The organism is Phyllobacterium bourgognense, assembly GCF_003337575.1.
Taxonomy (GTDB): Bacteria; Pseudomonadota; Alphaproteobacteria; order Rhizobiales; family Rhizobiaceae; genus Phyllobacterium; species Phyllobacterium bourgognense.
Map to the genome: position 1 here is coordinate 303658 of NZ_QPJM01000001.1, position 24508 is coordinate 328165.

The window sequence follows — 24508 nt, forward strand, 5'->3', positions numbered from 1 at the left end:
TCTCCGATCCTCGCTCCTCCGCACGCGCGAAGGAGCGATTGTCGAAATCTACTTGTTCAAAACAGCGTCGATTTGCTTCTGTGCAGTACCAAGCGCAGTCTTCGCATCGCTCTGATGCGTCAGCGATGACTGTATGGCGGTGTAAATCGCCTTCGAAATCTTGGGCCACTCAGGATGAGGACCGCGATTGCGGGCATATTTCATGCTTTCCTCGAAGACGGCGTAGATGGCTGGTGTTTTTGGATCATTCGACTTCACATTTGCGGCAGGCACAAAGCCAAAACGGTTCCAGACATCGGGCATCTTGCTATAGAGAAACTCCAGCAGGATAAAAGCTTCTTTGGGATGCTCGCTTTTGGCGAGAATAACGTTGTCGCCTTCGCCGAGCGCAGAGGCACGCGTGGCGCCTTCCTGGGGAATCGGCAAAAGCGCGGCGCGATAATCGAATTTTGCTTCCCGCCCCATGCGAGGTAGTTCCCATGGGCCAGAAATGGCCATCGCTGCATTGCCGGCATTGAAGGTACCAGTCGAGTCAAACTGGCTGCGGATCAAGGTATCGGGAGATGCGAGCTTCTCGTCCAACAGCTTGCCCCAGAAATCCAGAACCTTGATGCCACCCTCGGTATCGACCTTGTTGTAGTCCCCGCCTGCCATTTGCAGCCAGGGCAGAAACTGGAAGGTGCCTTCTTCGGTAGCGACAGCCGAAAACGCCAGACCGTAGATATTTTTGGCCGGATCGCTGAGCTTCTTGGCGGCGGCGTATAGTTCGTCCCATGTCTTGGGCGGGTTGTCCGGATCCAGGCCTGTCGCCTTGAACATATCCGCATTGTAGTAGAGCGCCAGAGTGTTAGCTCCGCGTGGTATGCCGTAGATCTTGCCGTCCCAAGTGACCGAGGAAAGCGGTCCGGGGAAAATATCCTCCTTCTTGATGACCTTCGACTCCGCCAGCATGGGTCCCAGATCCAGCAGCAGACCGCGCGAGGCGAAGAGTGCGACTTCGGGATTGTCGATATACGTCACATCGGGCGATTCACCGGTCGCGGTAGCCCGCGCCAGATCGTTGACCATGTCGCGGAACTGAACCGTCTTGATGTTCAGCTTGATGTCCGGATGGGACTGCTCGAACTCGTCCTTCAACAGGTACATGTACTGGTCCGGGCGATCGATCGTCCAGATATCCAGCGTTACCGGCTCGGCTTGAGCGGCACCGGACATAAACAGTGATGCGGCTGCGATCCATTTCATAACTGCTTTCATGCTTTCCTCCTCTTGTTGCTGGTCCGGTCTGCTTGCTTCTTTGCGGCAAGATGGACCGGCGTCGGGTTTAGGGGTTAGGGACGTATGAGCCGCCGCGGCTCTGCTTGAGATAGTTGAGCGAATGCACTTGCCCGGTCATTTCCAGTTCATTGCGATAAACAGGATCGTGCCAACCTTCGATGTCGATCGAGCCTGACCACCCGGCAAGCCGCAGTTCGGAAATCACGTCGACCCAGTTGGTGTCGCCGAAACCGGGCGAGCGCATGAATACGAATTTCTCCTTGCCGAAGACGCCGTGCTCGCGGATGACCTCCCAGCGGATCGTCGCGTCCTTGCCGTGAACATGGAAGATCTTTGGTGCCCACTTACGAATTTGCGGCAGCGGGTCGATCAGATAGACCATCTGATGGCAAGGTTCCCATTCGAGACCGATATTATCGGCGGGAACTTCGTTGAAGATCATCTCCCAAGCGTCGGGATTGTGCGCAATGTTCCAGTCGCCGCTCGCCCAGTTGCCATCCATCGCGCAGTTTTCGAAGGCAAGTTTCAGGCCTTTGTCGGCAGCGCGCTTGGCCAGTTCTGTCCAGATTTTCCTGTATTGTGGCAGGCTTTCCTCGATTGGCTTACCGCGAACACGTCCCGTAAATCCGGCAATCGTCGTCGCGCCGAAATGGTGCGCGTTGTCGATGAGCGCTTCCCAACCTTTCAACGTTTCACGGTCGATTTCTGTATCCTCGAGCGGATTGCCGAACATGCCAAGTGTCGACATGGTGACGTCCGCGTCGCCGATCGCTTCTTTCAGTTCCGCCGCAAGCCTTGGAAGATCCTTGTTCATCACCTGCCAGAAGAATGGTTCAACACTTTCGAAGCCGTGCGGCAAGATGCTTTTGACATAGGCGGCAGGGTCTGGCGCATTACCCTTGATCATAGTGCCGATACGGATGGCTTTTGCCGGGTTGTTCACTTCCAACTCCTTCAGATCGTGATTTCGACGCGTCGTCCGGATTCGGCGCTGTCGATCGCACCGAACACCATGGCGAGGCTCTTGATATTTTCTGTGCCGACGGTCTCCGGTGGCGGACCGCCGCGCGTAGCTGCAATGAAATCCTGCATGACTCCGAGGTGACCGCCGATACGATCAGACGCGTCGAGGGGAGGGATATCGACGGCGGTCACCTCGGAAAACAGGCCTTCTCTGCCGGAGGTGACGGCCTCGGCCCGTATGTCATCGTATCCGTCCCATACAATCGATCCCTTGCTGCCGATGACACGCCATGCACTCTCCCAGCTTGTGCGCAAACCGTCGGCGCACCAGCTGCCGCGATAAGTAAAAACCGCGCCATTGGTGAACTCGAAAATTGCGGCTGCCGATGACCCCTGGCTATACCAGGAGCTGCCAGGCTCCCATTCGTGGGCGTAGACGGCATTGGCGGCGTCACCAGCAAGATAACGGGCGGCGTCGAATGTGTGGATCGCCATGTCGAGAAACAGAACGTGGCGCATCTCTTCGCGGAAACCGCCAAAATGCGGCGCAAGGAAAAACTCGCAATGGAGGCTCGTCACGTCGCCAATGGCGCCCGATCGAATGAGCCTGCGGATGCGGCGTATTTGTGCCAGATACCGGCGATTTTGTACGATGGCATGAATTCGGCCAGTCTCACTCGCACGGCGAACGAGCTCGCGCGCTTCCTCTAGAGTTTCCGCCATTGGTTTTTCGGAAAGAACATGGCAGCCAGCCTCGAGCGCAGTGGCAACTGTTGCATGCCTGGCGGCCGGTATGACGATGTCGAAAAGGATGTTGGGAGAAGTCTGGGCAAGAACTTCAGTGAGATTGCTGCCGATGGTCGCGCTCTCCCAACCGAATTCCCTGGCGCGGTTTTCAGCGCGCCCGGTATCGAGATCGACTATGCCGACGATCTCCACATCGGTGATGGTGCGGGCGGCCTCGAACCATGCTTTGCTCATGGCTCCGCAGCCGACTAAAACGGCACGTTGCATATTCCACTCCTCCCAACGGAAACCATCAAAAACCTGCAAAAACGATTGCAAATGGCGTCCGTAAACGTTTACGATTTCAACTTGAAGACTAAAGTTTGTCAATCCCTCATTTAGGTGTTTTATGAGGGGCGGCCCTCAAACGAGCGGCTCAGGAAGGAAAAAAGTGTGAGTATACGGGACCTTGCCCGCCATCTAAATATTTCCATCGGGACGGTTTCGCGGGCGCTGAATGGCAAGTCCGATGTCAATGCCGAGACTCGCGAACGTGTGTTTCTCGCGGCGAAAGAGCTCGGCTATGTCCCGAACCAGTCGGGCCGCAGCCTAAGACAGGGTACCACCAACACAATCGGTTTCATGATCGAATCATCTATTGAAACGGCCGACAATGGTGGCAGCTTCTTCATGCCGGTGTTCGAAGGAGTGCAGTCCGTATTCAGGCGGCATCAACTCGATCTCGTGGCTCTGTTGTGCGGAACCGATGAAGACCCCGGTGCTTATCTCAACCGCATAGTCGGACGTCGATTCGTCGACGGATTGATCATTTCCGCGACAATGCGCAATGACCCGCGAATAGCGCTCCTGCTCGAACGGAAAATTCCCTTTGTGACGCTCGGCCGAAGCAATATCGGCGGGCAATATCCCTGGATCGACCTTGACTTTGAAGGCGTGGCGGCAACCGCAGTAACCCGCCTGCTGAATTTCGGTCATCGGGAAATTGCAATCGGCGTGCCAGCCAGTGACATCAATCTAGGCTACATTTTCGTGGAAGGTTACAAGCGCGCCTTGAGCGACCATGGCATTGGCTTCGATCCTGGACTCGTCTTTCCGGCAAGCGGCAACGAAGAAGGCGGCTACCAGGTTGCGAGCGCAATGCTGTCGCAGAAGCGGATGCCGACCGCAGTCATTCTGGTCAATGAAAACATGGCGATCGGACTTTACCGGCGCTTCTACGAAGCAGGTATCCATCCGGGTCGCGATGTTGCGGTTATTGGTTTTCGCGAGAGTACGCAAAGCCGCTTCTTGTCGCCCACGCTCACATGTTTCCGGATTTCGCTCCGCGATCTCGGCATCAAGCTAGCTGAAGCATTGCTTTCAACTATGCCGGCTTTCATGGGCAATTATCCGCAGGATAGCATTGAGTTGGTCTGGCCAATGGAATTGGTACCCGGCGAAAGCGATCATCTTTGCATGGAACCTAGTTGATGTTTACAGGGGGAGAGCTGCCCCGGCCAACTGAATTCGGTGATCCGTAAATTACGCCGCCAAATATTGCGGATCATTCTGTCTGTTACTGTGCCGTGAAATCGTTCGCTCGCGAAAGGCGATCGTCCCCTCCCGCTTTGACAATCCCCTCGCGAAGGTGATCCACGTCTGATTGCTGAGCGTAGTGCAAAGTGGCGAGGAAGGATTCTACGGCGAATTCGGGGAGAAGCGTTCTGACCTTCTTCATATGAGCTGCAGCAGCGATCTCATCGCCAAGCCAGCCGTAACATGCCGCGGCGAATGCGTGTTGGACCTGATCCATGACGGACAGATGCATGAATGCTTCAATCGCTTCGCCATACTGATGCGCAGCGAAATGTGCTTTTCCAAGATGACTCCAAAATCTTTCGGGGTGATGTGGATTCAGCCGCATTGCCTTGCGGATCCATTCGATACCCTCTTCGGGGCGCCCCAGCCACGTCAATAGTTCCCCTTGCTGAACCACCACAAGGTCGTAGTTGGGATTAAGGGAGAGGGCACGCTCCTGGTGATAACGCGCTGTGGTTAGCGCGTTGTTGTTCACACTAACCGCGGCCAAAATGCGATGCACATCGGCGTCGTTGTCATCCAGCGCCAAAGCCCGATCCAAAGCAGCAACGATTTCGCTCCAGACAGCGTCCTTGTCTTGGCACCAGCCATGGACCCAGGCCTGGCCAAGAATACACGCCCGCCAAGCATGGGCATGGGCATAACCCGGGTCGAGCGCAACTGCCCGGTCGATCAGAGACTGCGCCTGCATGTTGTCGGCGACTGTGCCTCTGTGATGCAGCACCTTGGCGGCCAGCGCGCACTCGTATGCCGCCATGTTTGCAGGTTTCGTCCGCCCAAGCTGGTCGCGCTGGGCCGCCTCGACACGCCCCGGTAAGGTTGCTGCTATCGCCGCTGTTATTTCATCCTGAATCGCAAATATGTCGTCCAGCCTGCGGTCGTATTTATCCGCCCAGATATGGGCGGCATTGGCTGCGTCGATGAGCTGGACCGTTACGCGCACCCTATCGCCAATCTTCCGGACGCTACCCTCCACCAGGTATTGAGCTCCGAGTTTCTCGGCGACTTCGCGCACATTTACAGCTCGGTTCTTGTACACGAAACTGGAATTGCGTGAGATGACGAACAGCTCGTGGCGGCGAGACAATTCCGTAAGGATGTCTTCGGTAAGACCGTCGGCGAAAAACTCCTGATCGGGGTCGCCGCTCATGTTGTTGAAGGGCAGAACGACTATCGAGGGTTTTGAGATAGATCGGTTTGCATCGAAGTCTCCCGGCTGAGCGGGCAACGTAGAGCGCTCAAGTCCGATACGAAACAGACGAACGGGACGGCTTATGTTTTTTAGTGTCTTCTCGCCCAGATCCTCGAGGGAGACTTCGAGACGATCAGCGATTTGCGTTGCCACTGCGCCGGTGACACAGATACCGCCCACGTCGGCAAGTTGTTCAATGCGGGAAGCAATATTCACACCGTCGCCGAAAATGTCATCGTCCTCAAAGATAATGTCGCCAAGATTAATGCCGATCCTGAATTCGATCCGCCGATCCTGAGGCACGTCCGAATTGCGCCGCTGCATACGGTGCTGGATCTCGACGGCACACTTTACTGCGTCAGTAACGCTCTGGAACTCCACGAGCATGCCGTCGCCCGTCGTCTTAATGATCCGGCCCTTGTTCTTTGCAATGGCGGGATCGATTAATTCTATCCGGTGCGTTTTGAGGCGGGCGATTGTGCCTGCTTCGTCCGCCTCCATCAGCCGGCTATAGCCCGCCATATCGGCTGCCAGGACTGCGGCTAGTCTCTGTTCCATTGATTTGCCAATATATCGATCACAAAATGCGACTTCTACCGTATCGGGAGACCAGAAAGTATCCACGGTGATTTTATAGCACCCTGATGAAATCACCTATTGATTTTAGCGGCCTCTTCTGAAGAAGCTTGGTGCCGCACAGTCGAGTAAAGCGGAAGCGCGATCGGGTGCTCCAAATTGTCATCGAAATGCATATCGACTTCGGCCTTCGATGGTCTGATTCCATGTCGAGCTAATGGATAGGCATCCGGTATTATCAGGAAAAATCGGGGTAATCTGAGTACATAAGGGAAGTGAAGTGGTTAAAAGACGACGGGTTTGTTGCCGTCCTGTGTCGACCCGTTGTCGCATTTAAAAGAGACGAACCCACCATGAGCACAGCGAGGGACGGCCGTTTCTGGGATCGGACTTCAGTGAGGTACGCCAAGGGAACGATTGCAGATCAGGCTGGATATGAGTGCACGCTGGATCGGACCCGCACTCTATTAGCGTCGAACGACCGGGTATTGGAACTGGCCTGCGGGACAGGAACAACGGCGCTCCAGCTTTCAGGCGATGTGCAAAGCTATCTTGCGACGGATATTTCCAGTGGCATGATCGCGATTGCAAAAGGGAAGTGTGTTGACAAATCTATCCCGACGCTAGCCTTCCGCGCCGCCACCGCAGAGACGTTGACGTCCGAAGAGGCGCAGTTCGACACAGTTATAGGATTCAACTATCTCCATCTGGTCCGCGATCTGCCTGGGACGCTGCGCCGGATCCATACCTTGCTTGCACCGGAGGGCTTGTTCACTTCCAAAACACCATGCGTCGGAGATATGAACCCACTTATCCGGATCGCCTTGTTGCCCGCAATGCGTGCGTTTGGCCTACACAGGCGTCTTTGGGAAGGTAGATCTCAACCAGCTTATATATGCGGCAGGCTTCGACATTATTGCCACTGAAAGCCATGCAACCAGGGGCAATGACAACCGCCCCTATATCGTGGCGCGAAAGAGATGATGTGAATGGCATGGGCCTGGTCTAGCTTCGCCGAATTCCGCATCTCGATGGCGAAACAGTCAGGTCAAAGTGCTCACGTCGCCGACTCCTCTATGCACCACCCTGAGTGCGATTTGGCAGACACGGCCTCGAAAACTGTGTCGTGCAACGCGAGCGCTTTCCCGAACACGAGAATCCGTTCGATCTAACGCAAATTTGAGCCAACTGACCCGGCATACTCGACAACGAGGCGACATTGTGCTGGTGTCAGCAGCTGTTGCGTTCCAACGAAGGAATGTTGCGGCTACGAATCTGTTCGGTGTGACGCGGAGGGATTCGTTACGCGGGTAGTAAGGTTGACCCTGACCTGCCCGCGTCAAATAATCACTTTACCCACTCCATCTTTTTGAATACCGGAGAACAAATGTCGGAAAGAATGAACCGCTTCCTGGGAGACTCGCCCGGCCGGGTCCTTGTGAAACTGATCGTGGTCTCGCTGGTGGTTGGGGTCGTCATGAATGCTTTCGACTGGTCTCCTATCGACATTCTTTATGGTTTCGAGAACTTCCTTCGTCGCATTTGGAATCTCGGTTTTGGCGCTATCGAACGTTTTGCCGCTTATTTCCTGCTCGGCGCGGTGGTTGTCATTCCCTGCTTCATCATTTTGCGCTTGCTGAGTTATCGGCGCTAAATTTCCGCTACAGCCAACTTCGGCCCGAAGGAGCCACAATTGCCGGATATCGGCGGACAGTCTCCTTCAGGAATCTCTCATGTCCGAAAAGAATTTTTATCTGTCGCGCCGCAACTTTCTTGGCCTCACCGCGGCTGCGGTTCTGCCGCTATCTGCCTGCCAGACTGCCATGAAAACGCCAGGAAAAGTTGTGGGAGCTTCGGCTGCGGCTAATTCAAACGTGCAAGCGATCCGCTCCGCCAATGGCCTCGCCGGGTTGAGCGCTGATCCCATGCTGGAACGTGCCGCCTTACAACAGGCGGCCTACATGGCAAATGCTGGCCGCATGGCTCACACGACTAGCTGGGGTCGTGGCTTTGCCTCCCGTGTAAGGGACAACGAAATCCATGGTCTTGCCGCTGAGAATATCGCCATGGGACACATGGATATGGACCAGCTTTTTGCCAGGTGGATGGCGTCGCCGCCACATCGGCGTAACATGCTCGATCGGCAATTTACCCGTTTCGGTTTGGCCTATGCAGAGTCCACAAATGGCGGTGCCGAGCGCTATTGGGCACTGGTTCTGGCAAGTTAGCACTGATTGCGACGATTGCACTGGAAACCACGGCAATCCGATGGCATAGAGCAATAGTAGCCGCGTGGCTGCAATCTCCGGTGCTCCATGACAATCGAGACTTCCCCTCAGCCAGGATCAAAAATTGTTCGACCGTTCGAGGTGACCAACAAGTTGATGCTGGCAATTACGATTCCGGTAATGCTGGCATCGCTGACGACACCGTTGCTGGGACTGGTCGACACTGCGGTGATTGGCCAGCTCGGTGACCCGCATCTGCTGGGCGGCCTTGCAATTGGTGCACTAGTTTTTGATTTTCTGTTTTCGACGATGAATTTCTTGCGCGCGGGCACGACCGGGCTTGTAGCGCAGGCAATGGGACGGCACGACAATGTGGAACAGCAAGCGGTCTTTTGGCGCGCCATCGGCATCGCCGCCGTAGCGGGCATACTCTTCATCGCGGCGACGCCCCTAATCCTGCAAGCGACCATCAGTTTCATGAACCCGGATAAAGCGGTCACGGACGCCATGTCGACCTATGTCTCGATCCGCCTGTTGTCATCGCCCATGGCGCTGGGCAATTTCGTGGTTCTGGGTCTGTTGCTCGGCCAAGGGAAGGCCATGCAAGGGCTGTATCTTCAGTTCCTGCTCAATGGCGTCAACGTTCTGATGACCATCTGGTTCGGCCTTATCATGGGCTGGGGCGTTGCCGGTATTGCTTGGGGGACCTTACTCGGTGAAACAGTTGCGCTCGTGGTTGGATTACTCATAATCTACCGGCAATTCCGTGCGATACCGAATCCGTCCCGGGCGCGGGTGTTGGATCCACACGAGATTCGCCGCATGTTTACTGTCAACCGCGATATCATGCTGAGGTCGTTCTTCCTGTTGATCGCCTATGCCTATTTCACCCGCGCTGGAACGGAAGCCGGCGCGGTGACGTTGGCAACGAATGCGGTTTTGATGAACTTCCTGCTGATTTCCGGCTATTTGATTGATGGAGTAACCACTGCCGCAGAACAGATTTCCGGCCGCGCGGTAGGGGCGCACTATCGTCCGGCATTCGACCGCGGCATAAAGCTATCGTTCCTGTGGGGCTTGTTGCTGGCGACAGCGATGGCTTTATTCTTTTTGGTATTTGGTGATGCGATTGTTGCGTTCCTGATTAAATCGGACGAGGTACAGGAAATGGCGTCGCTTTATTTACCGTGGGCAGCTTTGGCGCCGGTTGTAGGTCTGCTGGCTTTCCACATGGACGGGGTCTTTATTGGCGCGACGTGGTCGCGCGACATGCGTAACATGATGATCCTGTCCCTGATCGGCTATTTCGCTGCCTATTTCATCCTGCCGAAGTTCTTGGGGAACCATGGTCTATGGTTAGCGCTGCACCTTTTTCTTGGTTTGCGCGGAATTTCCCTGTTATCGATTCTTCCGAGCCGGGCACGAATGCAGTTTGCCAACTAGACAGGGATTGCTTTTGCGGCCCAATCGTCAACGTCGCAATCGCGTAGCGCGGCGATAGTACTAACGTTGTCGCGCTTCAGGGTTGTTGACATGCCGTTGACGATCTCTCTTGCCAAGCCGGGACCATTAAAGATCATGCTGGTATAAAGCTGGACGAGATCAGCTCCAGCCCGAATCTTGGCAATGGCTGTCGCTGTACTCTTGATGCCGCCAACACCGATGATCGGGAGATCGGTACCAACGCGCTGGCGCATCTTGGCGAGTACAATCGTCGACCGTTCGAATAACGGTTCTCCGGAGAGGCCGCCTGTCTCGCGTGTACTCTTGCTGCTTTTCAGACCAGCGCGAGACAGCGTCGTGTTGGAAATTATCAACCCGTCCAATGAGTGCGAGCCGATTTCGGCGGCAATATCGTCAAGACTGGCTTCGGTCAGATCGGGTGCGATCTTGAGAAAAACAGGACGCCTGACGCCTGGTTGTGCGTCGCGTGTGTCGAGTACCTTTTCGAGCAATTCTCTAAGGCTTTCTCGAGCCTGCAGATCGCGCAAACCTGGCGTGTTGGGTGAGGAAATATTGACGGTAAAGTAACTCGCCAGAGAATGAAATTTCCTTATACCTGCCACATAGTCCGCGACACGATCAGTGGAGTCTTTGTTGGAGCCAATGTTTATCCCGACGATGCCAGCATGCGAGCGTCGCTCGGTCAGGCGTCGAAATGCCGAATCATGACCTTCATTGTTGAAGCCAAGTCGGTTGATTACCGCATTGTCTTCAACAAGACGAAAAACACGCGGCTTCGGATTGCCAAATTGCGCCCGCGGTGTGAGCGTTCCGACTTCGGCAAAGCCGAAGCCGAGCCGCAGCAATGCATCGGGTACTTCGGCATTTTTGTCATAGCCAGCGGCCATGCCGAGCGGATTAGGAAAACTGAGGCCAGCAATAGCGACACGCAGCGCCGGATCGTTGTTGGGTAAACATGCTGGCACAACGCCCGTCTTCAATGCTTTGATCGAGAGACCGTGCGCATCTTCCGGGTCGAGTCTAAACAGCATTTTGCGGCCAATCAACCCGAACAACCTACTCATGCACTCAACTCCGGAAACTTGTGCTTGCCGTCGCTACCCAAAGGCAGTGGCTTGATCCATGAGACGGCGTCGAGAGGCAATGGTGCATAGAGATGCGGGAAGAGATCGCCTCCGCGCGAGACCTCGTATCTAAGAGCGGTGCCCAGTCTCTCCGTCTCGACTGCAATCAGCACAAGATCATTCTGGCCAGCGAAATGCTTGGCGACGGTCTCGACTGCTTGGGCCGCAGTGGAAAAATGGATATAGCCACCCGCGTGGTCGATCGGCGCGCCATCGAATACGCCTCTCGCTTCTGCAGCTTGCCAAAGAGCACGCGGAGCAATCTTGTAAATCAGCTGAGTCATGAGAGTCTTTACTAGACGCAAACCGCCGATGCGCAAAGGGTAGACTGAACGCCTGTAACAGAAATATCGCCTTGTTCCGGATTTTCGGCGTATTATTTCGTCAGTTTCTCGAAACGTAAATGTTGGAGGTTCAGCCATGTTGGGAACACGAACTTTACTCATCGCGCTCTCTGGTTCTCTATGGTCGTTCGCCGCCATGGCACAGGAAGCAACGACTTATACGCTTGAGAGAACCAATGACGGTTATGTTCGCATGAACAACAAAACTGGCGAAATGTCGATCTGCCAAGAGAAGTCGGATCAACTGATCTGCAAGTTGGCAGCTGAAGAGCGGGCGGCATATGAAGATGATATTGCGGATCTCAAGACGAGAGTCGCAAAACTTGAGGACACTGTCGCAGCCATGGGCAAACTGCCACCAGTCGTTCGAGACGCCCTTCCTTCCAACGAGGACTTTGAAAGAGGGTTGAGCTATATGGAGAGGTTCATGCGTCGCTTCATGGGAATTGCCAAGGAATTCGAGGATAAGAGCAAGCCTGCGAATCCGGAATCACCGCAGAAGACCTGATCTGGGAGTGACAGGAGACTGGCAGGAGGCACGGCCTGAAAGAGCTATTTGTTCTTGATTTGTTCGATAGTTTGATAGACTTTAACCGCTTGAAATTCTTCTCTGGGAGCGGTGAGATGATTATAGTGCCAAGACTGATTGGAGAGGTATCGATACGGCTTTTTGTACGCCATGGCGATCAGCAAAAGGCTTTGGATTTCTACGAAAGTGTCGTCGGAGCCCAGGTAGTAGGACGACCCTATCTGCACAATGGCGAATTGATCGCTGCTGAATTGCGCATGGGCGCTTCGGTGGTGATGATTGTTGGAGCCAATCCCAAACGAGATGCGGATGCTTCGCTTGGCGGCCCAAGATCTGTGCACGCGATTGGAGCAACGCCGGTCATGCTCGATATTCATGTGGATGATGTCGATCGTGTCATGCACCACGCGATCGAAGAGGGGGGCAACTTGCGCAATGAGATTGAAACGCTGGAGAGCGGCGATCGCGCAGGAGTGCTTACCGATCCGTTCGGGCATCTCTGGGTAGTCAAATCACGGCGAAGGCACATCGCTGCATGAATGCAACCGGCCACCACTGAGCCGGTTGCGGAGAGCTGGATCAAACAGCAAAGCGTTTGGTTGCAGCAATTAATTCATGCACGATGCCGGGTTCGCTCACTGCATGGCCGGCATCTTCGACGATGCGCAGATCGGCTTCCGGCCAGACCTTCTTCAAATGCCAGGCATTGAGCAACGGCGTGCACATATCGTAGCGGCCGTGCACTATCACACCAGGTATTTCGCGGATCAAATGTGCATTGCGCAAGATATGGTCATCCGTGTCGAAGAATCCCTTGTTTTGGAAGTAATGGCACTCAATGCGGGCGAAGGCGATGGCGAAATGGTCGTTTCCGAACGCTTCTTCGCGTGCCGGGTCTGGCAACAGTGACAAGGCGGAACCTTCCCAGCGTGCCCACAATTTTGCAGCAGACAGTTGGATTGCAGGGTCCGGGTCGGTCAAACGCTTGTAATAGGCGGCAATCATATCGCCGCGCTCTTCTTCAGGGATATGCTCCTGATATGCTTCAAAACGATCTGGATAAATGATGCTTGCACCATTCGAATAGAACCACTCGATCTCGAAGCGTCGGATCATGAAAATCCCCCGCAGGATCAATGCGAGCACACGATCGGGATGGGTCTGCGCATATGCGAGTCCAAGGGTGGAGCCCCAAGATCCGCCAAAAACTTGCCACTTGTCGACGCCTAGATGCTCGCGGATGCGCTCCATATCGGAGACCAGATCCCAAGTCGTGTTCTCTTTCAGTTCCGCATGCGGCGTCGACTTCCCGCAACCGCGTTGATCGAAAAGGATGATGCGGTAACGCTCGGGATCATGCAGGCGTCGCATCGTCGGATTGATGCCACCTCCCGGGCCACCATGAACCATTATCACCGGTTTTCCAGCAGGATTGCCGCATTCTTCAATATGAATGGTATGCAAATCCGATACTTGGAGCATCTGTTCCAAATACGGTTGGTTCTCAGGGTAAAGAGTATTTGTAATCATTCATCCCGCCTTCGAGAATAATCCCCACAACGAATAATCGCTCGGGAATAAGGTTTTGCCAAGGCATTTGAATAAACTGGCTTAATCGACATTCGAGCTTTATCCATTCAAAACTTTGACGCGCGTTGAAATGCTCTTGATATATCAGTCGAATTGGCTTTAGTCGTTAGCATTACGGCTTTTGGATTAGAAATTTAAATTATGTAACATTAAGGACTTTTGAACAATGAAATATACATTTGTCATAGTTGACGATCATCCTCTGTTCCGAGGCGCCCTGAGGCTCGCACTATCGTCAAAAACGACTGACGTGGAGATAATCGAAATAGGCGACTTGGAAAGCGCGAAAGCCTTCGTCCAAGGAGCTTCAGACATCGATCTCGTGCTTCTAGATCTATCATTGAATGGCATTGGTGGGCTAACAGGCCTTATCAGCTTGCGCGCGCTCCAACCGATGGTTTCCCGTGGCAATTGTTTCTGCCACCGACGACGCGGTCACAATTCGTGCCGCCCTGGCACTCGGCGCTGCAGGCTTCATTTCCAAATCGTCCAGTCCCGAGACCATAAACGAAGCCGTAAAAACTATACTTGATGGGCAAATCTGGTCGCCGTTGGTGGGCGACGAAGTTGGGGAACTCGACCCGGAAATCGTTGAACTTATATTGTGCATGCGAAAGCTGACGCCGCAGCAAGGTCGGGTGCTTGCGATGATGGCAGATGGTATGTTGAACAAACAGATTGCGCATGAACTCAACGTATCTGAGGCGACTATCAAGGCGCATGTGTCCGCAGTGCTTTATAAACTCGGCGTCGAAAGCCGCACTCAGGCCGTTATCCGGTTAGCGCGCTTCAAAGAGGAGGTGCTGCCAGTTGAACCCGCGACGACCGGATTTCACTGATCCGCCGTGGGTTATTCGGCTGCAATTGCCTGACTGAAATGCGAGAGCAGTGCGCGCAGAATAGCAGGGCGCACGGGTTTATTGATAATCGAAATATCCTCTAGCAGCGCGCGTTCCCGCACGTGATTCGAGCGGTCAGCAGTGATCAATGCTGCTTTGAGATGTCGCTGCAAGTGCTCGCGGATATTTTGAATGACGTCGAGTCCGTTTTCTTCGTCCAGATTATAATCCGCCAAAATAACGGCTGGGATTGCTACAGGGTTTTCGACGCAATAGGCTAGCAAAGCCTTTCCGCTTTTGAAGGGCAAGACCTGGCAGCCCCAAGTCGTCAGGAGTTCCTGCATACCGGCAAGCGATCGCTCATTGTCGTCGACGCACAGGACTGTAAGCCCGGTCAAGACGCTAAAAGGTTTTACCGTCTGCGTTGCTTCGATCGTGGGTAGAACCGGCACGTTTGAGGCTACCATAGTAACTGAAAAAACCGATCCTTTGCCGACTCTCGATGTGACAATGATCGACAGGTCAAGGATCTTTGCGATGCGCTCGACAATGGAAAGCCCAAGACCGAGGCCATCGGATTCTTTCATCCCTTCCGGTAACCTCGAAAACTCGCGGAATATATGGTCAAGCTTGTCGGGGGGGATACCAATACCAGTGTCGAGAATTTGCAACTCCATGGATTTGCCACGCCGTCGCACTCCAACCAAAATCTTTCCTGACCGGCAATATTTGATGGCGTTCGACACCAGGTTTTGAATGAGCCGCCTCAAAAGGTTGCGGTCTGTCGCAATGACTGCCGAACTTGCCACTATCCGCAAATCCAGGCCTTTTTCTCGCGCCGTGGGTGCAAAATCCCGCCCAATTTGTTGCAATAACGCATCGAGACGAAAGACAGAAATGACGGGCTTTAACGCACCCGTATCCAATCTTGAAATGTCGAGCAGTGCGCTGATGATGGACTCGACCGCTTCAAGCGACGAATCAACGTTGCTGGCGAGCTCCTTTTCGCGCGAATTTCCAAGCTGCTCCATCAAGGCAGAGGAGTAGAGGCGGGCAGCGTTCAATGGTTGGAGAATGTCATGTCCAGCATCGGCAAGAAACCGCGTTTTACCAAAATTGGCTTCTTCGGCTCGTCGTTGAGCTTTTCCTAATTGTTGATTTGCCAGCGTAAGCTCTGCTGTACGATCGCGTACACGCAACTCGAGAGACTCATTGGTCTGGCGCAACAGATTATCGGCGTTAACTGTATTTGTCACATCGGTGAACGTTGTCACCAATCCGCCATCTGGTATGGAGTTGGAGCGGATCTCGATCGTCTGGCCGGTTCCTTTAAGCTTGAGGCGCCAAGGAGTTGTAATATCGGTAAATTGTTCAATGAAGGTCTTAGCAGTAAAGTCCGCGAGATCATCACGCTCGCATAGATACGAGAGTATGCGGTTAAGAGGAGTGCCCATCCGTTGCAGCTCCTTAGGAAGATCAAGGATGAGGCGGAACTGTGTATTCCAGCAACTAAGCCGATACTGTCGATCGAAGACACTGATGCCCTGATCCATCTGGTCTAGTGCTGTCTGTAAAAGGTGGCGGTTCTGCGCTAGCGCGTCGGTCGCGTGATCAAGCAAGATCTGAGCACGACGCTGGGCCGGGCCGGTGGGGCCCATAGCCAAGGAAAGTATCATACGCGCCGAAGATGAACCGACAATGCCAGATAGTAACTGCTCAGCAAAGTGTACCGTCTTGAAATCTGCTGCATCACTACCCTCGAGCGCGATATTTTCCTGCTTATGAAAGGAATTGAAAGCGAGGTCAGTTTGTTCGTTGCCGATATACTTCGATATTGTCATTTTGAGCTGATTAACGGTCACACTCGGCTGGAGACTTCCAACAGCATTCATGGACAAGGCGCTGTCTGCAATAAATACCGAGGCCTGGATGCGTTCAAGCGGAGTGGCGCTTCTGGAAAGCGAGCCAGCAATAAAGAGCGCGATGTTGACCGATAAGCTCCAGAACAGGGAGTTTATATAATTGCTGGCCTCTAAGCCGAACAGGGCGTGGGGTCGGAGGGCGGCTAGGCCGAACGGACCGTCTACAACAATTGATGATCCGGTGTCGAGCATGGTTGGCAGCACCATTGTGTAGGCCCAGACGCCGAAGCCTGCGAGCATCCCCCAAATCGCGCCCCTTGCCGTGCCTCGACGCCAGAATAGCCCGCCAAGTAGCGGTGGTAGGAGCTGCATCATGGCAATGGCCGAGATCAGTGCCATAACAGCGAAGTCGACATGAACAGAGACAACAAACTGATAGGCAAATGCCGCGATGAGAATTCCTATGAGAGCTGCTCGTCTCAAATTGGGGATAGTCTTGGTGAAATCCTTTGCAATCTCCGGCGAGTTGATATTTGCCCGCCTAAGTAGTACCGGCAGGATAAGATCATTCGAAATCATGACCGAGAGTAAAATCGATGGGGCGATTATCATCGTGGTTGCGGCGGGTATCCCCCCAGCAAAAGCTATAATGGCAAGCCAGTGCCGTCCCGCGGCTAAGGGCAGTGAAAGAAAATAAAAATCTGCCGATACTTGTGCCGGAAGGACCATCGATCCGATTGCAGAGATAGGTAATACGAAAATGCCGATGATCAGCAGGAACAATGGAACAAACCATCGAGCCATGCTGAGTTCGGAAGCGCCCCGATTCTGGACGATCGTTAGATAGAATTGGTTGGGCAGCAACAAGACAGATGACGCGCCGATCAATATCAGGCCGATGAAATTGCCGGCTGACATACCGTGCTGGAGCGCAGGCATATTGGGTTGATTCACTATGAGCCGGGTAAAAATTTCAGTCGGTGAACCAAATAAAAATGTAACTGCGGCGATTCCGACCAGTACGAAGCCGGTAAATTTGATGACGCTGTCAACAGCCAAGGCATGGATGAGCCCCTCATATCTCTCCTTGAAATGCGGCGAGCGGGCGCAGTAGAAGACTGTGAATAGACCGATGCCGATCTCTACTGCGACTATGAACAGATGCAGCCTGTGCTCATCGAGAGTGTCATTGGGATCAAAAACGCCGCTCAAAACATCGATCAAATAATGAATCGCAGTCATCTGCAGCGAAATATAAGGGATGAGGCCGATGGTGGTAATGACAGTCACCAGTGCAGCGACCGTAAAACTTTTGCCGTATCGCGCGCCGATGAAGTCCGATATCGATTTGATACCTTCTGATTTTGCTAGCTGGACGATCTTGCGCAGGAGCGGAAAGCCCAGGGTGAAAACAAGAACGATGCCAACATAAAGACCTGCGAACTCGATGCCGTGCTTTGCGGCATAACTGGTGGATCCGTAGTACATCCAGGAGCTGCCGCTCGCAGCCAGACTCAAGGAATAAAGGAGTGGGCGCGAGCTGTTGCTCTTCGCTTCAGTCTGTTGATCAGCCGACTTGATCACCCAATACTGTATTGAAAAGTAAACTATTACGACCAGTGATGCAGCCAAGGCCATCATGGGCCAAAACCTTCCGTCATCTTCCGTTAGCCGCTTCCCATTCAAATAAACTTTGGGTCAGCCGGAACTAGCATAGTGTGCTGAGGCGACCCCTAATACTGTTAGAAAGAACAAACACTCTCTTAATATTCTAAAAACTTCTGTTACTGTCTCTTGGTGCACCACAGCATCGCTAGGGACAGTTTCGCCTGCAATAACACACAATACTGGAGAGTGGTATATCATGCTGAAGGAATTCAAAGAATTTGCGTTGAAGGGAAACATGGTTGATCTCGCCATCGGCGTGATCATCGGTGGCGCTTTCGGCAGGCTTGTCGAGTCGATCGTAGCTGATCTCATGATGCCGATTATTGGTCTCATGACCGGCGGTATTGATTTTTCTAACCTCTATCTCCAGCTTTCAGGCGCACCCGCTCCAACATTGGCGGCCGCCCGAGAAGCCGGTGCTACGATTGCTTATGGCAATTTCATCACGCTTCTTATCAACTTCCTGATCATAGCCTGGGTTTTGTTCATGGTGGTCAAGGCCATGAACCGCTTCAAGAAGAAGGAAGCGGCGGCCGATCCTGCGCCTGCGAAGGAAACCCTCCTTCTTACCGAGATCCGCGATCTCCTCGCCAAAGACAGATCGAAGTCGTAACGCCGGGATACGTCGCCTGCCATCACTCGAACTGATGGAAACATCACAAATATACGCGTGCCAACAGCACCCCATTGCGTTACGCCTTTCACGATATTAGCGGAGTAGCGGAATGGGTCTTTTCGAGTATTTACGTCATGAGGCAGCGGTTGCGCCCGAAAGCGGCATCGTTGCCGTAATGAATCACGGCCGGCGTCAAGAAGGTGTCATTCCGCTGTGGGCCGGGGAGGGCGACCTACCAACGCCCGACTTTATCCGGAACGCTGCCAGTAATGGTCTCGCCAATGGTGAGACATTCTATACGTGGCAGGCTGGTATTCCCGAACTGCGCCTAGCCCTTTCCGACTATTACAAACGGCATTTCAACGCAACACTTCCTGCTGAGCATTTTTATATCACCGGCTCCGGCATGCATTCGATTCAGCTCGCCATTCAGGCGACGGCAGGCGCGGGAGACGAAGTTGTCTATCTTTCGCCGGCGTGGCCGAACTTTGCCGCAGCTGCTGGTGTCGCTGGTGCTACGCCGGTCCTCGTTACACAGGATTTCACAGGCAATGGCTGGACGCTCGATACCCAGAAGATCCGCAATGTGATCACTCCACGGACCAAGGCGCTGTTCATAAACACGCCATCCAATCCAACGGGCTGGACGGCGGACATCGAAACGCTAAAGGAAATCCTGGCTATTGCCCGTCACCATGGCTTGTGGATCATCGCCGACGAAATCTACGCACATTTCTACTATGGCGCCCGTCGTGCCCCGTCCTTCCTTGATGTGATGGACCCGGATGAGCGCATCATTTTCGTCAATAGCTTTTCGAAGAACTGGGCAATGACCGGCTGGCGCATGGGTTGGCTAACTATACACCCCTCGCTGGGCAAAACGATGGAGAACCTCATTCAATATTCGACCTCCGGCGTCGCTCAATTTATGCAGCGTGGCGGCGTTGTGGCGCTTGAGCAGGGCGACGATTTTATCCGCATGCAGGTGGAACGAGCGCATCAGGCGCGGGACATTCTTTGCGCGAAGCTTGCGGCAACAGGCAGAGTGCGCCTAGCGCCGCCGGCTGGTGCGTTCTATCTGCTGTTCGGCATTGACGGAATTACCGATTCCTACCGTGCGGCGTTCGATATCGTCGACCAGGCAAAAGTTGGGCTTGCGCCAGGAACAGCGTTTGGCAATGGGGGCGCAGCGTTTCTGCGCCTCTGCTTTGCCAGACGGATCGATCAGGTCGAAGAGGCCGCCGACCGTCTTGCAGAATGGATCTCTAAACGCTGAATCTGGCGTTAGCCGCCGGCCTTGGAGATAGCCAGCGTTACCACACGGTCGCTCGTCTCTCTGGCTGGAGCGCTCTCCTTTGAGAAAGGAATGCCTAGCGCCGTCCAGACTTCAACCAATGCGTCCTTCAACTCAACGACGAGTTCATTCGAGTGGAACGGCGTCGGCGTGATACGCAAGCGCTCGGTACCGCGTGGTACAGTCGGATAGTTGATCGGCTGGATGTAGATGCCATGCATATCCAGTAGCCGGTCGCTGGCCTTCTTGCACAATTCAGGATCGCCGACATGGATCGGGATGATGTGTGTCTCAGATTTCATAACCGGAAGATTGGCCTGCGCCAGCACATCTTTGGTAAGTTGTGCCTGACATTGATGCCTGCGCCGCTCTTCCTGAGATACTTTGAGGTGCCGGATAGATTGCGTCGCTGCGGCTGCGATAACCGGGGGGAGTGCTGTCGTGAAGATGAAACCAGGCGCGTAGGAGCGTACGGCGTCGATCACGCTTTTGGAACCGGCGATATAACCGCCCAACGTGCCGAAAGCCTTGGCCAGCGTACCTTCGATAATATCAATACGGTGTGACAAACCTTCGCGATCGGTGATGCCTCCGCCCCGATTGCCATACATGCCGACTGCATGAACTTCGTCGATGTAGGTCATGGCATTATATTCGTCTGCCAGGTCGGCAATGGCAGCGATAGGAGCAATATCCCCATCCATCGAATAGACCGATTCGAACACAATCAGCTTCGCGCGTTCCTTGCCTGCGGCCTTCAACAGCTCTTCGAGGTGGGCGAGATCATTGTGGCGAAAAATCTTCTTTTCTGCACCTGAACGGCGCACACCCTCGATCATCGAGGCGTGGTTCAGCTCGTCGGAAAAAATGAGGCAATTTGGCAAAAGCCGTGCAATGGTCGAAATCGAGGCTTCATTGGAGACGAAACCGGAGGTGAAAACCAGACCCGCCTCCTTTTGGTGGAGATCAGCCAGCTCTATTTCAAGTTCGACCAGTGGGTGGTTATTGCCGGAAATGTTGCGCGTGCCGCCTGCACCAGAGCCCATGCGGCTCGACGCATCATGCATTGCCTTGATGACGTCTGGATGCTGCCCCATGCCGAGATAATCATTGGAGCACCAGACCGTAATTTCCCGGATATTGCCGGCGTCACGCCAAAGCGCACGCGGAAATTTCCCAACGATCCGTTCCAGATTAGCAAAGACCCGGTAGCGCTTTTCAGCGTGCAACTGGTCAATCGCGTCTTCGAAAAACCGACGATAGTCCATGAATTGCTCCTGTATCATGAACTTACTAGCGTTTTTGCCAGCCAAAATCCATGATGAGATTATGGGCAATTTGCCACGGTTAAAGCGAAACTCTCTTCACCAATTGTATAAAGCGCATGCAAACAGTCAAATAGTGCCGAAAATGCGTAAACGGCTGACGCCGCCATCAGGGAATATGTTGAGACGTACGTGGCTGACACGGCTTGCCGATACTAGATCGCTTGAGCTGAAGTCATGAACGGCGTCCATGGAAAGGTTCTTCTGAGGCAAGATTTCCTGCCAGAACATGGAGGATGTGACGATTGACTGGGAGAGTCCGCCGGATACCAGTCCAAGATCGGCCCCATGGATAGAACAGCGATCTGGATAATTTCCCTTATAATGCGCCGTATCGACAACAACGCGGCTGATCTGACCGGGATGGCCGAGTTGAACGATGATCCAATCATTGCCCGGCTCACGGCGCCGGCGAGTTTCCCATCCGTCGCCCATGTTGATGCCGCGGCCTGGAGATAACAGCCGGTGCAACGCGCCGTAATGTGCATCGGAATAAGCAACGACACGTCCGCCATTTAAGGCGGAGGCCAGGTCTACTTCCTCGTTAACAGGAATTTGCGACCAGTCTCGCCATGGTTCGCCATAAACCCGTAGGCGCGCAATGCCGCCATCAGGGTAGATACACAGGCGGAGATGTGTCCAGACGCCTCTGTTTGTGCAGACAAAAAAATGGTTGCTCGATGGTCCGAGTGGGCTTTGGGGCAAGAGTTCGGACCAAACGGTAGCGTCGGTGGGCTCATTCTCGGAGGTGCAGGCTTCGATTGAACACGAGGGCGGATAATTGCCGGTAAAATGGCTGGTATCGACATCAAAACCATGGATGACCCCGGGGGCAGCCAGCTTGATGACAGCAAAATCATGGCCGGGACCGCGCTTGCGACGAGACTCCCAACCATCCATCCATTTGCCGTGGTCGTCGTATTTGTCCGGAATGAACACAGCCGGCGCATCGAAAAGCATCCGGTCTACTGGAGCGAAAAAATCGTCTGTGGCAAAAATGGCTTGGGCACCTAACCCGGACGACGCCAGGTTTATACGGTTCGTTGCAAACTCGGGCAGTATTTCGTGGGAAGACACCATTGTTGCAATTCGTCCTAAAAAGCTACTGTATCTCGATTTACGTTGGTAACGAGCTTTGCACACCTGTTTAAATGCGGCAAGATGAGCGCAAGGCGGCATAAATGGAGATTAAGGGGCTTTGGCTATGACAGTGTTGGTGACCGGAGGCGCCGGATATATCGGCAGCCATATGGTCTGGGAGTTGCTGGATGCTGGTGAGTCTGTGGTCGTTCTTGATCGGCTCTCCACAGGATTTGATTGGGCTATTCCAAGCGAGGCGAAGCTAGTTGTCGGGGATATCGGCGACCAAACCCTGGTCCGCGAGACGATCGAACGCAATTACGTCGATGCGGTCATTCATTTTGCGGGTTCCGTCGTTGTCCCGGATTCGGTCCGCGATCCGCTTGCCTATTATGAGAACAATACATCAAAAACTCGGTCACTGATCGAATCAGTCGTAAAATCCGACGTGAAGAATTTCATCTTTTCGTCGACAGCAGCGGTCTATGGCGATGGCGGGATGACTCCGGTCACCGAAGATGTTCCGACTCAGCCGCAATCCCCTTATGGTGTGTCGAAGCTAATGTCCGAATGGATGCTCCGCGACACTGCGGCCGCGCACGATTTTCATTATACCGCGCTACGTTATTTTAACGTTGCTGGCGCCGATCCAAAGGGCCGGACCGGCCAATCGACCAAAGGCGCAACGCACCTGATCAAGGTTGCGTGCGAGACAGCCCTTGGAAAGAGGCGTTATATGGAAATCTTCGGTCATGATTTTCCGACGCCTGACGGCACGTGCGTCCGCGATTACATCCACGTCAGCGACCTCGTTGCGGCGCATCGTCTGGCTCTTGAGCGGTTGCGGGAAGGCGGCAGCAGCATGGTCGCCAATTGCGGGTACGGTCGCGGGTATTCGGTGAAGGAAGTGATCGAGAGCGTGGAGCGCGTGCATGGTTCACCCATTGACGCACGTTTGACCGGTCGCCGGCCCGGTGACGCGGCTTCCATCGTCGCCGATAGCAGCAAGGCCCGCGCCAATCTTGGCTGGGAGCCCAAACTTGATGATCTCGACAAAATAGTCGAATCTGCGCTTCGGTGGGAAAAATCTCTTCAGCATCGCAATACCAGGCGCTGAAACGCTACTTTCCTTGATATCTTCTTTCTGTGCGGATCGGAAAACTGTCTAAGACTAAAGACTGCGTCGCAGCGACACATTGCTTTACACGGCTCTAGGCCCGAAAAGGGAACCTTGTTCGTAGTGAATGGGTTTAGTCTACGAAGGAATTTGGAGTTTAAGCAACGATGGACGGCATTAACCGGCCCAACGAAAAAGAACTTTCAAGAATTTTGCGACGACAAATATCCCAGTCGTCCTACAGATCGGCAATTCGTGCCGCAGGGATATATAAGGTCGACGAGACAGTTCCTGAAAGCCTTTTTGATCAGCTCAGACGGCTTGATGAAGCCGAAAGGAACAGGCACGGTTAATCGCCGCCACCAAGTTGACAAACGAAAAGAGGCGGGCCGAAGCCCGCCTCTTTCACGTCCGGCGCAAACCCTTAGGCGGCGAGCGCCAGATCATTGGTGTGATCGAGGGCCGATGAAATAGCTTTCTCTTCAGCTTCTGGACCCATTGCTACACCTTCGATGCGAATTACCTCGACATCGGTCATGCCGAGAAAGCCGAGTGCTGTCTTCAGATAAGGGGTCGCATGGTCGAAGGCAGCGGCTGGACCATTCGAATAAACACCACCAGATGCGATCACTACATATACTTTCTTACCAGTTACAAGACCTTTCGGGCCCTCGGCGCCATAGCTGAACGTCCTGCCAGCACGGGCAATATGGTCGATCCAGGCCTTGAGTGTCGACGAGATGTTGAAGTTGATCATGCCAGTAGAGATGACGACGGCATCAGCAGCGAAGAGTTCGTCTACAACTGCGTCGGATACGCCGACAACATTTTGTTGTTGGACAGAACGGGACTCGACGGGTGTGTAGATACCCGAAGCGTAGTCAGCATCAATATGGGGAAGCGGGTTGCTCGCGAGGTCGCGGGTAACGATCTTCGCCCCAGGTGTTTTCGCTTGCAGCTTATTGGCGAGTTCCGTTGCGACGCGTGTGGAATGGGAAGCAGCGCCCCGTGGGCTCGATGTAACGAGAAGTATGGAAGACATGGCCTAAGTTCCTTCATTTGGGAGGTCGTCTCGAAAAGAAACGATCGATGAA

General features: G+C 53.9%; 20 protein-coding genes and 2 pseudogenes. 11 read left to right on the forward strand and 11 right to left on the reverse strand.

The window, feature by feature from the left end:
* Nucleotides 1-48: 48 nt before the first annotated feature.
* The 3 genes from C7476_RS01490 to C7476_RS01500 form a co-directional block, all read right to left on the reverse strand.
* A complete protein-coding gene (locus C7476_RS01490; protein ID WP_114428134.1) occupies nucleotides 49-1257 on the reverse strand; it encodes an ABC transporter substrate-binding protein in 1209 nt (402 codons plus the stop codon).
* Between the two features lie 67 nt (nucleotides 1258-1324).
* The gene (locus C7476_RS01495; RefSeq protein WP_114428135.1) at nucleotides 1325-2221 is read right to left on the reverse strand and encodes a sugar phosphate isomerase/epimerase family protein; all 897 of its coding nucleotides are present in this window, start codon (nucleotides 2219-2221) and stop codon (nucleotides 1325-1327) included.
* Nucleotides 2222-2232: 11 nt separating this feature from the next.
* A complete protein-coding gene (locus C7476_RS01500) occupies nucleotides 2233-3255 on the reverse strand; it encodes a Gfo/Idh/MocA family protein (RefSeq protein ID WP_114428136.1) in 1023 nt (340 codons plus the stop codon).
* Between the two features lie 165 nt (nucleotides 3256-3420).
* On the opposite strand from C7476_RS01500, the gene C7476_RS01505 reads away from it, so the two are divergent.
* Nucleotides 3421-4458 carry a LacI family DNA-binding transcriptional regulator gene (locus C7476_RS01505; RefSeq protein WP_114428137.1) on the forward strand — a complete coding sequence of 346 codons (1038 nt, stop codon included), beginning with the start codon at nucleotides 3421-3423 and terminating at the stop codon, nucleotides 4456-4458.
* 85 nt (nucleotides 4459-4543) lie between these two features.
* Here the strand turns inward: C7476_RS01505 and C7476_RS01510 are convergent, their stop codons facing one another.
* The gene (locus C7476_RS01510) at nucleotides 4544-6316 is read right to left on the reverse strand and encodes an adenylate/guanylate cyclase domain-containing protein (protein WP_114428138.1); all 1773 of its coding nucleotides are present in this window, start codon (nucleotides 6314-6316) and stop codon (nucleotides 4544-4546) included.
* 371 nt (nucleotides 6317-6687) lie between these two features.
* Between C7476_RS01510 and C7476_RS01515 the strand changes: the two are divergent.
* The 4 genes and pseudogenes from C7476_RS01515 (at nucleotide 6688) to C7476_RS01530 (ending at nucleotide 10005) form a co-directional block, all read left to right on the forward strand.
* Nucleotides 6688-7318: pseudogene (locus tag C7476_RS01515) on the forward strand (class I SAM-dependent methyltransferase).
* A 403-nt stretch (nucleotides 7319-7721) separates the two neighbouring features.
* A complete protein-coding gene (locus C7476_RS01520) occupies nucleotides 7722-7988 on the forward strand; it encodes a DUF6460 domain-containing protein (RefSeq protein ID WP_114428139.1) in 267 nt (88 codons plus the stop codon).
* Between the two features lie 79 nt (nucleotides 7989-8067).
* A complete protein-coding gene (locus C7476_RS01525) occupies nucleotides 8068-8562 on the forward strand; it encodes a CAP domain-containing protein (RefSeq protein ID WP_114428140.1) in 495 nt (164 codons plus the stop codon).
* An 87-nt stretch (nucleotides 8563-8649) separates the two neighbouring features.
* Nucleotides 8650-10005, forward strand: a complete 1356-nt coding sequence (locus C7476_RS01530; RefSeq protein WP_114428141.1) for an MATE family efflux transporter — start codon at nucleotides 8650-8652, stop codon at nucleotides 10003-10005.
* Here the strand turns inward: C7476_RS01530 and C7476_RS01535 are convergent.
* On the reverse strand, nucleotides 10002-11090 hold the full coding sequence (locus tag C7476_RS01535; protein WP_114428142.1) for a quinone-dependent dihydroorotate dehydrogenase: 1089 nt from the start codon (nucleotides 11088-11090) through the stop codon (nucleotides 10002-10004). The genes C7476_RS01530 and C7476_RS01535 overlap by 4 nt on opposite strands.
* On the reverse strand, nucleotides 11087-11434 hold the full coding sequence (locus tag C7476_RS01540) for a DUF952 domain-containing protein (RefSeq protein WP_114428143.1): 348 nt from the start codon (nucleotides 11432-11434) through the stop codon (nucleotides 11087-11089). Before C7476_RS01540 ends, C7476_RS01535 begins: the two co-directional genes overlap by 4 nt.
* Before the next feature lie 136 nt (nucleotides 11435-11570).
* Between C7476_RS01540 and C7476_RS01545 the strand changes: the two genes are divergently transcribed.
* Together C7476_RS01545 and C7476_RS01550 are read left to right on the forward strand one after the other, a co-directional pair.
* A complete protein-coding gene (locus C7476_RS01545; protein WP_114428144.1) occupies nucleotides 11571-12002 on the forward strand; it encodes a hypothetical protein in 432 nt (143 codons plus the stop codon).
* Nucleotides 12003-12118: 116 nt separating this feature from the next.
* Complete coding sequence (locus tag C7476_RS01550) at nucleotides 12119-12562, forward strand: VOC family protein (RefSeq protein WP_114428145.1); 444 nt, start codon at nucleotides 12119-12121, stop codon at nucleotides 12560-12562.
* Between the two features lie 40 nt (nucleotides 12563-12602).
* Here the strand turns inward: C7476_RS01550 and pip are convergent, their stop codons facing one another.
* Nucleotides 12603-13553, reverse strand: a complete 951-nt coding sequence (gene pip / locus C7476_RS01555; RefSeq protein WP_114428146.1) for a prolyl aminopeptidase — start codon at nucleotides 13551-13553, stop codon at nucleotides 12603-12605.
* 226 nt (nucleotides 13554-13779) lie between these two features.
* On the opposite strand from pip, the pseudogene C7476_RS01560 reads away from it, so the two are divergent.
* A pseudogene (locus tag C7476_RS01560) lies at nucleotides 13780-14452 on the forward strand (response regulator transcription factor).
* An 11-nt stretch (nucleotides 14453-14463) separates the two neighbouring features.
* Here the strand turns inward: C7476_RS01560 and C7476_RS01565 are convergent.
* The gene (locus C7476_RS01565; protein WP_114428147.1) at nucleotides 14464-17955 is read right to left on the reverse strand and encodes a hybrid sensor histidine kinase/response regulator; all 3492 of its coding nucleotides are present in this window, start codon (nucleotides 17953-17955) and stop codon (nucleotides 14464-14466) included.
* 223 nt (nucleotides 17956-18178) lie between these two features.
* On the opposite strand from C7476_RS01565, the gene mscL reads away from it, so the two are divergent.
* Together mscL and C7476_RS01575 are read left to right on the forward strand one after the other, a co-directional pair.
* Nucleotides 18179-18595: a large conductance mechanosensitive channel protein MscL gene (gene mscL / locus C7476_RS01570; RefSeq protein WP_114428148.1), complete on the forward strand. Its 417-nt coding sequence runs from the start codon at nucleotides 18179-18181 to the stop codon at nucleotides 18593-18595.
* A gap of 112 nt (nucleotides 18596-18707) precedes the next feature.
* Nucleotides 18708-19874, forward strand: a complete 1167-nt coding sequence (locus C7476_RS01575; RefSeq protein WP_114428149.1) for a pyridoxal phosphate-dependent aminotransferase — start codon at nucleotides 18708-18710, stop codon at nucleotides 19872-19874.
* Between the two features lie 8 nt (nucleotides 19875-19882).
* On the opposite strand, the gene hemA is transcribed toward C7476_RS01575, so the two are convergent.
* Nucleotides 19883-21160, reverse strand: a complete 1278-nt coding sequence (gene hemA, locus C7476_RS01580) for a 5-aminolevulinate synthase (RefSeq protein ID WP_114428150.1) — start codon at nucleotides 21158-21160, stop codon at nucleotides 19883-19885.
* Between the two features lie 126 nt (nucleotides 21161-21286).
* Nucleotides 21287-22297 carry an allantoicase gene (gene alc, locus C7476_RS01585; protein ID WP_114428151.1) on the reverse strand — a complete coding sequence of 337 codons (1011 nt, stop codon included), beginning with the start codon at nucleotides 22295-22297 and terminating at the stop codon, nucleotides 21287-21289.
* A gap of 124 nt (nucleotides 22298-22421) precedes the next feature.
* Here alc and galE point away from each other — a divergent pair, with 124 nt between their 5' ends.
* Nucleotides 22422-23414 carry a UDP-glucose 4-epimerase GalE gene (gene galE, locus C7476_RS01590; RefSeq protein WP_114428152.1) on the forward strand — a complete coding sequence of 331 codons (993 nt, stop codon included), beginning with the start codon at nucleotides 22422-22424 and terminating at the stop codon, nucleotides 23412-23414.
* Nucleotides 23415-23838: 424 nt separating this feature from the next.
* Here galE and C7476_RS01595 read toward each other — a convergent pair whose 3' ends face one another.
* Nucleotides 23839-24456, reverse strand: a complete 618-nt coding sequence (locus C7476_RS01595) for an FMN-dependent NADH-azoreductase (RefSeq protein ID WP_114428153.1) — start codon at nucleotides 24454-24456, stop codon at nucleotides 23839-23841.
* Between the last annotated feature and the right edge of the window lie 52 nt (nucleotides 24457-24508).

Coding starts and splice junctions, on each gene's coding strand:
- C7476_RS01545 (WP_114428144.1), top strand. CDS start 11,571: ATGTTGGGAACACGAACTTTACTCATCGCGCTCTCTGGTTCTCTATGG.
- C7476_RS01500 (WP_114428136.1), bottom strand. CDS start 3,255: ATGCAACGTGCCGTTTTAGTCGGCTGCGGAGCCATGAGCAAAGCATGG.
- C7476_RS01595 (WP_114428153.1), bottom strand. CDS start 24,456: ATGTCTTCCATACTTCTCGTTACATCGAGCCCACGGGGCGCTGCTTCC.
- C7476_RS01550 (WP_114428145.1), top strand. CDS start 12,119: ATGATTATAGTGCCAAGACTGATTGGAGAGGTATCGATACGGCTTTTT.
- C7476_RS01540 (WP_114428143.1), bottom strand. CDS start 11,434: ATGACTCAGCTGATTTACAAGATTGCTCCGCGTGCTCTTTGGCAAGCT.
- C7476_RS01510 (WP_114428138.1), bottom strand. CDS start 6,316: ATGGAACAGAGACTAGCCGCAGTCCTGGCAGCCGATATGGCGGGCTAT.
- C7476_RS01490 (WP_114428134.1), bottom strand. CDS start 1,257: ATGAAAGCAGTTATGAAATGGATCGCAGCCGCATCACTGTTTATGTCC.
- mscL (WP_114428148.1), top strand. CDS start 18,179: ATGCTGAAGGAATTCAAAGAATTTGCGTTGAAGGGAAACATGGTTGAT.
- C7476_RS01530 (WP_114428141.1), top strand. CDS start 8,650: ATGACAATCGAGACTTCCCCTCAGCCAGGATCAAAAATTGTTCGACCG.
- alc (WP_114428151.1), bottom strand. CDS start 22,297: ATGGTGTCTTCCCACGAAATACTGCCCGAGTTTGCAACGAACCGTATA.
- hemA (WP_114428150.1), bottom strand. CDS start 21,160: ATGGACTATCGTCGGTTTTTCGAAGACGCGATTGACCAGTTGCACGCT.
- C7476_RS01565 (WP_114428147.1), bottom strand. CDS start 17,955: ATGATGGCCTTGGCTGCATCACTGGTCGTAATAGTTTACTTTTCAATA.
- C7476_RS01520 (WP_114428139.1), top strand. CDS start 7,722: ATGTCGGAAAGAATGAACCGCTTCCTGGGAGACTCGCCCGGCCGGGTC.
- galE (WP_114428152.1), top strand. CDS start 22,422: ATGACAGTGTTGGTGACCGGAGGCGCCGGATATATCGGCAGCCATATG.
- C7476_RS01535 (WP_114428142.1), bottom strand. CDS start 11,090: ATGAGTAGGTTGTTCGGGTTGATTGGCCGCAAAATGCTGTTTAGACTC.
- C7476_RS01575 (WP_114428149.1), top strand. CDS start 18,708: ATGGGTCTTTTCGAGTATTTACGTCATGAGGCAGCGGTTGCGCCCGAA.
- pip (WP_114428146.1), bottom strand. CDS start 13,553: ATGATTACAAATACTCTTTACCCTGAGAACCAACCGTATTTGGAACAG.
- C7476_RS01525 (WP_114428140.1), top strand. CDS start 8,068: ATGTCCGAAAAGAATTTTTATCTGTCGCGCCGCAACTTTCTTGGCCTC.